The organism is Rhizobacter sp. P3_B12 (assembly GCF_056402895.1).
In genome coordinates this window covers 1-8,932 of the sequence record NZ_JBFUGN010000168.1, presented here as the reverse complement: position 1 = coordinate 8,932, position 8,932 = coordinate 1, and the positions used below count along the sequence as shown (strand labels likewise).

Annotated in this window: 11 protein-coding genes; 4 read left to right on the top strand and 7 right to left on the bottom strand. The window is 67.1% G+C overall.

The window, feature by feature from the left end; genetic code table 11:
• Nucleotides 1–425 (bottom strand): alcohol dehydrogenase catalytic domain-containing protein (locus AC1D01_RS11825; RefSeq protein WP_477866356.1); only part of this gene is annotated, 425 nt, incomplete at its 3' end.
• A gap of 103 nt (nt 426–528) precedes the next feature.
• On the opposite strand from AC1D01_RS11825, the gene AC1D01_RS11820 reads away from it, so the two are divergent.
• Entirely contained in the window at nt 529–1,404 is an 876-nt protein-coding gene (locus tag AC1D01_RS11820) for a LysR family transcriptional regulator (RefSeq protein ID WP_477866354.1), read from the top strand.
• A gap of 18 nt (nt 1,405–1,422) precedes the next feature.
• Here AC1D01_RS11820 and AC1D01_RS11815 read toward each other — a convergent pair whose 3' ends face one another.
• From AC1D01_RS11815 to AC1D01_RS11800, 4 genes are all read right to left on the bottom strand, one after another.
• Entirely contained in the window at nt 1,423–3,072 is a 1,650-nt protein-coding gene (locus AC1D01_RS11815) for a lectin (RefSeq protein WP_477866352.1), read from the bottom strand.
• Between the two features lie 171 nt (nt 3,073–3,243).
• Nucleotides 3,244–3,618: a GFA family protein gene (locus AC1D01_RS11810; protein WP_477866350.1), complete on the bottom strand. Its 375-nt coding sequence runs from the start codon at nt 3,616–3,618 to the stop codon at nt 3,244–3,246.
• A 14-nt stretch (nt 3,619–3,632) separates the two neighbouring features.
• Nucleotides 3,633–4,340 (bottom strand): SDR family oxidoreductase, encoded by a 708-nt coding sequence (locus tag AC1D01_RS11805; protein WP_477866348.1) that lies wholly within the window; start codon nt 4,338–4,340, stop codon nt 3,633–3,635.
• Nucleotides 4,337–4,681, bottom strand: coding sequence for a dihydroneopterin aldolase (locus tag AC1D01_RS11800; protein ID WP_477866346.1), 345 nt, complete (start codon nt 4,679–4,681; stop codon nt 4,337–4,339). The genes AC1D01_RS11805 and AC1D01_RS11800 overlap by 4 nt, the downstream gene beginning before the upstream one ends.
• Before the next feature lie 73 nt (nt 4,682–4,754).
• Between AC1D01_RS11800 and AC1D01_RS11795 the strand changes: the two genes are divergently transcribed.
• Together AC1D01_RS11795 and AC1D01_RS11790 are read left to right on the top strand one after the other, a co-directional pair.
• Nucleotides 4,755–5,237 carry a putative pterin-binding protein gene (locus AC1D01_RS11795; RefSeq protein ID WP_477866344.1) on the top strand — a complete coding sequence of 161 codons (483 nt, stop codon included), beginning with the start codon at nt 4,755–4,757 and terminating at the stop codon, nt 5,235–5,237.
• Nucleotides 5,234–6,568: a sensor histidine kinase gene (locus AC1D01_RS11790; protein WP_477866342.1), complete on the top strand. Its 1,335-nt coding sequence runs from the start codon at nt 5,234–5,236 to the stop codon at nt 6,566–6,568. The genes AC1D01_RS11795 and AC1D01_RS11790 overlap by 4 nt, the downstream gene beginning before the upstream one ends.
• Nucleotides 6,569–6,574: 6 nt before the next feature.
• Here AC1D01_RS11790 and AC1D01_RS11785 read toward each other — a convergent pair whose 3' ends face one another.
• The gene (locus AC1D01_RS11785; RefSeq protein WP_477866340.1) at nt 6,575–7,450 is read right to left on the bottom strand and encodes a helix-turn-helix domain-containing protein; all 876 of its coding nucleotides are present in this window, start codon (nt 7,448–7,450) and stop codon (nt 6,575–6,577) included.
• Nucleotides 7,451–7,578: 128 nt separating this feature from the next.
• Here AC1D01_RS11785 and AC1D01_RS11780 point away from each other — a divergent pair, with 128 nt between their 5' ends.
• Complete coding sequence (locus AC1D01_RS11780; protein ID WP_477866338.1) at nt 7,579–8,352, top strand: VOC family protein; 774 nt, start codon at nt 7,579–7,581, stop codon at nt 8,350–8,352.
• Here the strand turns inward: AC1D01_RS11780 and AC1D01_RS11775 are convergent.
• A partial coding sequence (locus AC1D01_RS11775) for a tetratricopeptide repeat protein (protein ID WP_477866336.1) occupies nt 8,235–8,932 on the bottom strand: 698 nt, incomplete at its 5' end. The two genes, AC1D01_RS11780 and AC1D01_RS11775, sit on opposite strands and share 118 nt — an antisense overlap.

Here is an 8,932-nt window from a genome sequence, read left to right as displayed (position 1 = left end):
GCGAGATGCAGGCTCTGCCAGGCCGCCACGGTTGCCACGGGAATGGCGGCTGCCTGGACGTCGTCGAGACCGTCAGGCGTGCGAGCCAGGTTGCCTTCGTCGACCGCCACGAACTCGGCGTAGGCGCCGAGCCGGCCCAGCGGGCCCATGACGCGGTCGCCGACGCGAAAGCGGGAGGCGCCGGGGCCGACGGCCTCGACCACGCCCGCCAGTTCGATGCCCAGCACGGCCGGCAGTTGAAGCGGGAAGGCATCCCGGACATAGCCCTCGCGGACCTTCCAGTCGATGCCGTTCACGCCCGCGGCCCGAACCCGGACCAGGACTTCGCCGCGCCCGGCTTCCGGCTTGGCGATCTCGGCCACTTCGGCGGCGCTGGCGCCTCCATAAGCCCGGATCAGTACAGCGCGTTGTTGGGTGGTGCTCATTTGAAGTTCCTCGTATCAAGTTGCGATGACGAGAAGATAGGCTGTTGCACCAGTAAAACAAAGGCGCCAAAATGTAGATACACCGTTTCAAATATGGAACAGCATGGATCTGAACGCAGTGGCCGATTTCGCGCTTGTCGCGACGAGCGGGGGGTTGGGAAAGGCGAGCCGTGCCAGCGGCAAATCGAAGGCGACCTTGTCGCGGCGCATCTCCGACCTGGAAGAGCAGCTCGGCGTGCGGCTCATCGAGCGCAGCGCCCGTGGGCTGAAACTCACCGAAGCCGGCGAGCTGTTGATGGCCCGAACCGAAGGGCCGATCCACGAGGTGGCCGAAGCCATGACCGCGGCCCGGGAGGGGGTGGCCATGCCGCGCGGGCGCCTGCGCATCGCCGCGCCCGTGCTGTTCTCACAACTGGCGATGGGGCGGATCAGTGCGGAGTTCTGCGCGGCCTACCCGGAGGTCACCTGCGAGGTGGTGGCCGAGGACCGCCTGGTCGACCTGGTCGAGGAGCAGTTCGATGCCGCCATCCGCATCAATCCCAGCCCGGACAGCAGCCTGGTGGGGCGGTGCTTCGCGAAGGACCGGCTGGTCGTCGTGGCCGCGCCCTCGGTGCCGATGCCCGGCCCGGGTGCGGTCAGGGCCGTGCCCGGCATCGTGTCCACGAGCTTCCAGCCGACCCACTGGAAGCTCGACGAGGGGCGCCTGGTCCTGGACCCCATCCCGAAGCTGCGGCTGTCATCGTTCCTGATGGTCCGCGACGCGGCCGTCGCCGGCGCCGGCGCGGCCCTCATCCCGCAGTCCATCGCATGGAACCAGCTGACCCGCGGGGAGCTGGTTCAGTGGGGGACGGTCTCGGGCGTGGAGGTCGCGCTGTGGGTGCTGCACACATCGCGACGCCTGCCGGCGCCGAAGGTCCGCGCGTTCGTGGAGTTCATGTGCAACCGGTACCCGGAGGAATCGCTGGTGCTGATGGGGTGATGGGGGTGATGGGGGTGATCACCCGCCGATCAGGTCGAACTGCTCCCACGGCCCGATCGCCGTCCGGTTGGCGATCAGCGGCGCGGCGCCCGCGCTCTCGGCCGTGACATAACGGTTGTTGACCAGCGCTCGCAGCGTCACGCTGCCGTTCGGGTTGCGGATCAGCTGGAAGGTCTCCCACAGGCCGATGGCGGTGCGGTTGGCGATCAGCTGCGAGTTGCCGGCGTTGTCGGCGGTGACGAGCTTGCCGTTCGCATGCGAGCGCAGCGCCACGTTGCCGCCGCCGGCATCCAGCAGGTCGAACTGCTCCCAGCCGCCGATGGCCGCGCGGTTGGCGATCAAGGCGCCGTCGCCCGCGTTCTCCGCGCAGACGTAGGCGTTGTTGACGCGTGCCCGCAGGCTGACGACCCGGCCGGTGCCCGGCGTCGTGCCGCCGGCCACCGGCTGCGTCGGGCGGGTGGGCGTGAGCGCGATCTGGCGCTTCAGCATGCGGCCACCGTCGGCGGTGAGGCGCAGATAGTAGTCGGACGAGCAGGGCGTGCCGTCCTCGTCGAGCGCGAGCATGCCGGAGTTCGACGGCAGGAAGGCCGCGGTCTCGGCGGTCTTGGCGATCTGGTTGCCCTCGTTGTACTCGTCGAACATCGAGATGTAGATGCCCTGCGCGCCGACCCGGACCATGTTGTAGAACTGCCGCCACATGAAGTCGCCATGGGCCCGCTGGCGCGCGCCCAGGTCGCCCGGCAGCACGCACGGTTGATAGTCGATGCCGTGCGCATTGCAATCGGCCTGGTCCTGCTGGTTGGCATTGGCGTAGAACCAGTCGGAGCCGGCGGCGTCGCCGATGCGCCCCACCATCCACGGCGAGATCATGTTGAAGGCGTGGTACACGTCGAGGTAGCCGGCGCGCGAATCGCTGTTGCCGTTGCGCCACCAGGTGGGCACGCCGCCCATCACGTAGCAGCCCTGGGCCTTGAACCAGTTGATGACGTCGAGGCAGGCCGCCGCCGGCCACGGGTGGTTGTCGTCGTTGAAGCCGAAGCCCCAGATGCCCACCACCGGGCGGCCGTTCTGCTTCGCGTAGGACGGCGAGGCGACCAGCGCGGCCATCTTGTTGGTCCAGTCGGCCTTGATCTCCGGCTGCATGTTGGCCCAGCCGCTCACGTCGTACATGATGTAGAACTTGCGCCCGGTCGCCTCGGCGGCAGTGCGCACCTTGGCCGCCATCGCGTCGCGCGTGGCGCCCTCGCCGCCGTTCGGGTTGAAGCGCTGCAGTGCGGCGGTGTCGCAGCCGTTCTGCTGCATCCACAGGAAGTGCGTGTTGACCGTGGACTGGTCGTACGACGAGAACAGCGTGGCCGGCGAGCCGTTGTTCAGGTTGCCGTAGTCGCTGCGGTAGCCGGCGGCGTAGTCGCGCATGTCGGGCCACGCGCTGATGGCCTTGTTCGACGGCGACGGCGGACGGCCCCAGTCGTTGGACCAGTGCCACCAGCCGCGGATCGGCGCGCCGTCGCCCGCGCAGGCGAACCAGCCCTGGTAGCCGACGGTGATCTTGCCGACCACGTCGCCGACGGGGCTCGCGGCGTGGGCCGCTCCGGTGGCGAAGGGCAGCGCGCCGGAGGCCGCGCCAGCAGCGGCGGATCCGAGGAAAGTGCGGCGGGTGAGTGTCACGTGGGCTCCAGGTCTGAAGGGTGCGGGCGGATCCTAGGCAGCCCGCCGGTCCAGATCTGTGTGCGTGTGCGTCCGTTGCAACGCGATGTAGGGATGAAAGTGGATACGGTTCCACTCTGCGCCTGAGCGCCCGTCGTCACGCGATGTTTCCAAATCGCGGTGCAGCGGGGTTCAGGTGCGGTCCTCGTCGTGCTGCACGGCGCCGTCGACCGGCCGCAGCCAGGGCTCGCGGCGTTTGACCCAGAGCTCGTAGCTCGGCACCAGCGGGGTGGGGGCTTGCGACAGCAGGCCGAGCTTGATCTCGGCCTCTCGCTCGTCGACGGAGAACAGCCGCGACCCGCATCGGGTGCAGAAATATCGTCCCTTGAAGTGAGCCGTGTCGCCTGCGTGCTCGAACTGCGGGGTCGGCCAGATGCCGTAGAAGGTGAAGGCCGAGCCGCTTTCCTGCCGGCAGTCGGTGCAGTGGCAGATGCCGACGCGCAGCGGCTCGCCCTGCACGGAAACTCGCACTTGCCCGCAGAGGCAGCTTCCCGAATATGCTTTCATGGTCGAGCGCTCCTTCAATCGCACAGCACACGGCTTCGTCCGCCATCGACGGCCAGAATCTGGCCCGTCACGTAGTGTGCGTCCAGGGCGAGCCAGCCGACGGTGGCCGCCAGTTCTTCGAAGCTGCCCTCGCGTGCCAACGGGATACCGCGCAGCACCGACTCCTGCCGGGCGCGATCGGACCACCCCTCCGGCCAGACCAGCGTGCCCGGCTGGACGACGTTGCAGCGAACCTGCGGTGACCAGTCTGCCGCAAGCGCCATCGTCATGGCTTGCAGGGCCGCCTTCGTTGTCGTGTACCAGAGGTGACCCCGCGCGGGCCGGTCAGCATGCACGTCCGTGATCGTGACGATGGACCGCAGGCTCGCCCTCAGCGCCGCCAGCACCGCCGCGTGCGACGCCACATGCACGTTCCAGTCTGCCGCGGCCCGGTCGCAGTCGGCGAGCGTGCTGGCCTCCCACACCGATGCGTTGCACACGCACACCTCCACGGCGGCGTCGACGATCCATCCCGGCACGCGAACAACGGGCTCGATGAAATCGGCGCACCAGGTTGCGGCGCTTGCCGGGCGAGTGGCGTTCAACTCGCCGGCCAGTGCTTGCGCCTGTGTGGCAGAACGTGGGGAGTGGTGAAGCAGCAGCTTGAGCCCGCGACGATGCAGTTCTCGGGCGATGGCCGCACCGCCGCGCGCGGCAGCGCCCGTGACGAGCGCTGCCTTCATGCGGTGAAGCGAACGCTGGGCACGTCCGGCCACGGATGGGCCTTCGCAATGCTCACCACGACCGATCGCACATGCGGCAGTTCTTCGATCTGTCGCTTGATGAGAAGCGTGGGTTCTTCGAGCAGGTCGAAGCGGCAACCCTCGAAGACGTGCCGCACGATGCTGCGGCAGTGGCTGTAGTCGAGGGTCTGGTGGATGTCGGCTGTCTGGGCGGCCTTGTCCGCTGCGTCGGCCTCGATCTCGACGCCGACGCGAACGTTCAACGACTGCTGGGTTCCGATCTCCGTCGGGGCAATTCCAATCTCGGTGATCACGACGACTTCCAGGTCGATTCTTGGCATGGGGTCCCTTTGTCTGTCTGTCGCTGCGCCATGTTGGCGCCTAGCATCCGCGGCAGTCTAGTCGGGGACAAAGATGCGACGTAGAACACTTTTGTCAGGGTTGACAGCAACGACAGTTCCAGCTTGGGCCGCAGACGGCGCACTGCTGACCGTAGGCGGCAAGATTGGAAAACGCAACGCTGGCAACGTTTTCGTTTTCACGGAAAACGAGTTCATGCGCTTGCCGCAATCGGTCATCGTCACCGGCACCACGTGGACGCCGAAGTCTCGATGGGAAGGACCTCGCGTGGATGTGGTGATGGCCCAGGTTGGCGCGTGGACGGGAACGACACTGCGCATCACGGCGGTCGACGACTACAACGTCACGATCCCCTGGGATGACATGACGCGCTGGGGCATCGTGCTGGCCCACAGCCGCGATGGAAATCGGTTGCAACGCAGCCAGTGGGGGCCGCTGTTCGTCATCTACCCGCGCGATGACCGCCCCCGAGAGCTGAGCACGCCGATGACGGAAGCGAAGTTCATCTGGCAAGTCAACCGGATCGACGTGCAATGAACGCCCGCATCGGCAAGATGCTGTCACCCGGCTGGCACTTGCTGGGCAAGGTGGCGTTGCTCAGCGCGGTCTTCATCGGTGGAGCCTACGCGCTGTACCGGCCCGATGATTCCGCCTGGTCACTCAGCGGACCTCGGGAGGGCTACTACTGGAGCGTTGCCCAGTACCAGCTGGCGTTCTATCGCATGCGCGAACTGGTGCGCGTGGAGGCGGCCGGCGAATCCGTCGAGCAGGACCGTCGCCATCTGCGCGCAGACATCCTGGAGTCCAAGGCGCGGATCCTRATCGTTCCGTCTGAACTGACCCGCTACTTCGCCGGAWTCGAGGGCTATTCGGCGAATGTCGAGACGCTGCAGGGCTTCCAGCTGCGGGTGATGCATCGATTGAAACGCCAGGATTTCGGCCGTGAGAGTGCGATCGAACTGCTGCCGCTGTTCGAGGCCGTCGAGCCCGTGCTCGTGCGACTGGCCAATGAAGTGAGGATCGAGGAAATGCGAAGCCGTGAAGCGGCTGTGGATGCGTTGCTGCAACGGCGCACGCTGCTGTGGAGCGTGCTGACGGCCGCATGGCTCCTGGTCGCCGGTTGGCTGGTGACGCTTGCGACATCGGAACGCAAGCTCCGAGATGCCATTCGTTCGAAGGCCAACTTCCTCGCCATGGTCAGCCACGAACTGCGATCGCCGTTGCAGGACATCCATTGCGCGCTCGACGTGATGGCGCACCGCACGGGCGGTGCCGCCAACGACGAGTTCGTCGCTCGCATCCGGCGCGCTGCCAACGCCATGAACACGCAATTGCGCGATCTGCTGACGCTGGCCACCGGCGAAGCGGGACGCCTGGAGATCCACCCGGAGGCCTTCGAGGCCGGGGATCTCGTTCGCGATGTCGTCGACACCTTCAAGCAGCAGGCGTCGGCCAAGGGCCTGGAGCTCAGCGCCCACGTTCCGGAGGATCCGGTCTTCGTCGTCGCCGATCCGAAGCGCATCGTCCAGGTGCTCTCGAACCTCGTCAGCAATGCGGTGAAGTACACCGACTCGGGGCATGTCCACGTCACGCTGCACGCGACGGCACGCGAACTGCACATGACGGTGTCCGATTCCGGTCGAGGCATTGCACCGGAGCATCTGCCGGGCCTCTTCCTGGCCGGTACGCGGTTCGCAAGCCTGGAGCGGGGCGGCCGCGAGGGCGTGGGCATCGGCCTGGCCATCGTGCACACCGTCGTTGCGCACCTGGGCGGTACCGTTGATGTCAACAGCAGCCCGGGCGTCGGCTCCTGTTTCGACGTTCGTGTTCCCGTGACGATGGCCGACGAGACGCACGAGGCGTCATGACCCTCCTCACCGGGGACCGAACGCTTGCGTCAATTGGGCGCTGATGATCGGCAACCGCAAGGGCTTCTCGAAGAACATCAGCTTGTAGCGCCGCACGGCGTCGGCGACCTCGTTCGCCTGGGCGCGTCCGGTGTCGAACTCGCCGGTGAGCAGGCCGATCGGGCACTGCAGGTCGGTCTCGCGGATGCCGGCAATCAGCTCGCGGCTGTCCTGGCTGCCGAGGATCCAGTCGATGAGGTAGCCGTCGAAAGGGCGCGTCCGCACGGCGTCTGCCAGGTCCTGCGCCGTGTAGAACGGCGTGGCCTCGAATCCCGATGCCGCGAGCGCATCGACCAGGCTGTCGGTGGTGTCGCGCTTGTCGTCGAGCACGGCGATGCGCCGCGCGGTCTGGGCATCGCCCTGCAACACGAGCAGGCGGATGCCGAAGGCGTGTGGAGGCACGTTGTCGCCGGTGGGCATGACGACCCATTCACTGCCCACGCCGATCGCAACCAGCGATCCTGGCCGCGCCGGCTTCGCTTCGTGCTCGAGCCAGACCCGGCACGGGACGCGCGCAGATCCGGCGAGCAACACGGCCGACCGCGGCGTGTCGGCTTCGCCCAGGCTCACCAGTTGCGCGAGGGTCTCGCCAAAGAACTCCGCCATGCGCTGGAGCTCTTCAAGCGACCAGGTCGAATCCTTCTGGACCTTGCGGTGCGCATGCGAGTAGGAGAGGCCCAGGACGTCCGCGGTCAACGTCGAGTGCTTGTGCCGGGGGACTTCGTGACGATCGAGCAGTGCGCGAACGCAGATCGCGGCCAGTGATGGTTCGCCATCGTCCGCGCCGGGTCTGCTGCTCGTCATGTCGAAAGGGAAGTGGTCATCCGCGTTGGATTTTCGCATTGCGGCATCCCCACTTCCATCTGAAGAATATTCCTTGTTGAAGATGGAAACAGTCAATATACTTCCTCATAAGGGAAGAAAGTTGTCTCCTGAAGCGAAAAGAGGAAGCCTTCCCGGCACGGTCGGAGGTGCTCCGCGGAACAGGAGTTCATGTCATGAAGATGCCTCTGTCGAGCGCTCACATCGGCGCCGCGTCGACAACGCAGGGTTCCGATCCGTATTCCCGTTGCCCGTTCGATCCATCGGATTGCTACTCGCTGTGGACCGTGGTGCTCGCGGGTGTGGTCGCACAGTCCTTCCTCTCAAGGCGGCGGCATCGGCAACTCCAGAGAGGGAAGGCCGGCGAAGACGCCATCGGCTCGGGTATCTTCGTTCTGTTCATGCTGCTCCTGATCGGCGTCGTCTGCGTTCTTCCGACGGTGCTTCCGGATCTCGAGCACCTGGTGAAAGGATTCGCCATGTCAAGCACGTTGCCGCGCAACAGGTCGATGCCCGCCTCGGCCGTCATCCCGGTGCTTCTGTACCCCAGCGTTCCCGAGGCCGCCGACTGGCTGTGCAAGGCCTTCGGCTTCACCGAGCGGCTGCGCATCGGCACGCACCGCGTGCAGCTGGACGCGCCGGCAGGGCAGGGCGCGGTGGTGGTGGCGGCACGCGGGCCGTCCGCCGAGGTCGCATCGGCGTGCGTGATGGTGCGGGTGCGCGGCGTGGATGCGCTGTTCCAGGCCGCGTGCAACCACGGGGCCACGGTGATCGGGCCGCCGCAGACGCAGGTCTACGGCGAGCGTCAGTTCACGGTGGCCGATCCCTTCGGCCACGTCTGGACCTTCTCCGAATCGGTCGAAGATGTCGATCCGGCCTCCTGGGGTGGCGAGTACCTCGGTCGCGACACCGACGAGACGTGACGCGGCAGCGCGGGGCTGCGGCCCGTGGCCTGCGCCGCCTGCATCACCAGCCGCTGGGCACGCTGCGTCGGCCGAGCCGCGAGGTTCTGCTGCGCCAAGGCCCAGGCCCGCTCCGGATCCTGGCCAGCGCCCAGGTAGAACTCGGCCGCGTGGTCGGCGAAGGCGAGCGGGTGCCTGGCGAGCAGCGCCTCGAAGCGCAGCTGCGCCTGCGCGATCTCGCGCTCGCCGCGCTCGCGTTGGCCGGCGCGGATGTGGAGTTGCCCGAGCAAGGCCAGTGCTTCCGGTTCGTGGCTGGCCGCCGCGATGCGCTCGAGCCGTGCCGTTGCCGCAGGCTCATCGCCGCGCCTGACCTCCAGTTCCGCGAGGTGGATGTTCGCGACGGCGAACTGCGGCAGCGTGCGCACGGCCTGCGCATACATCGCTTCGCCGCGCCGCGGGTCATCGCCTTGCTCGGACCACATCAGGCCGCGCATGAACCAGATCCAGGCGTACGGAAACGGCGAGGTCGTGTCGAGCTCGTCGATCGCCGTGGCGTACAGGCGGTCGGCCTCGTCCAGCCGGCCCACGGCTGCGTAGGCGG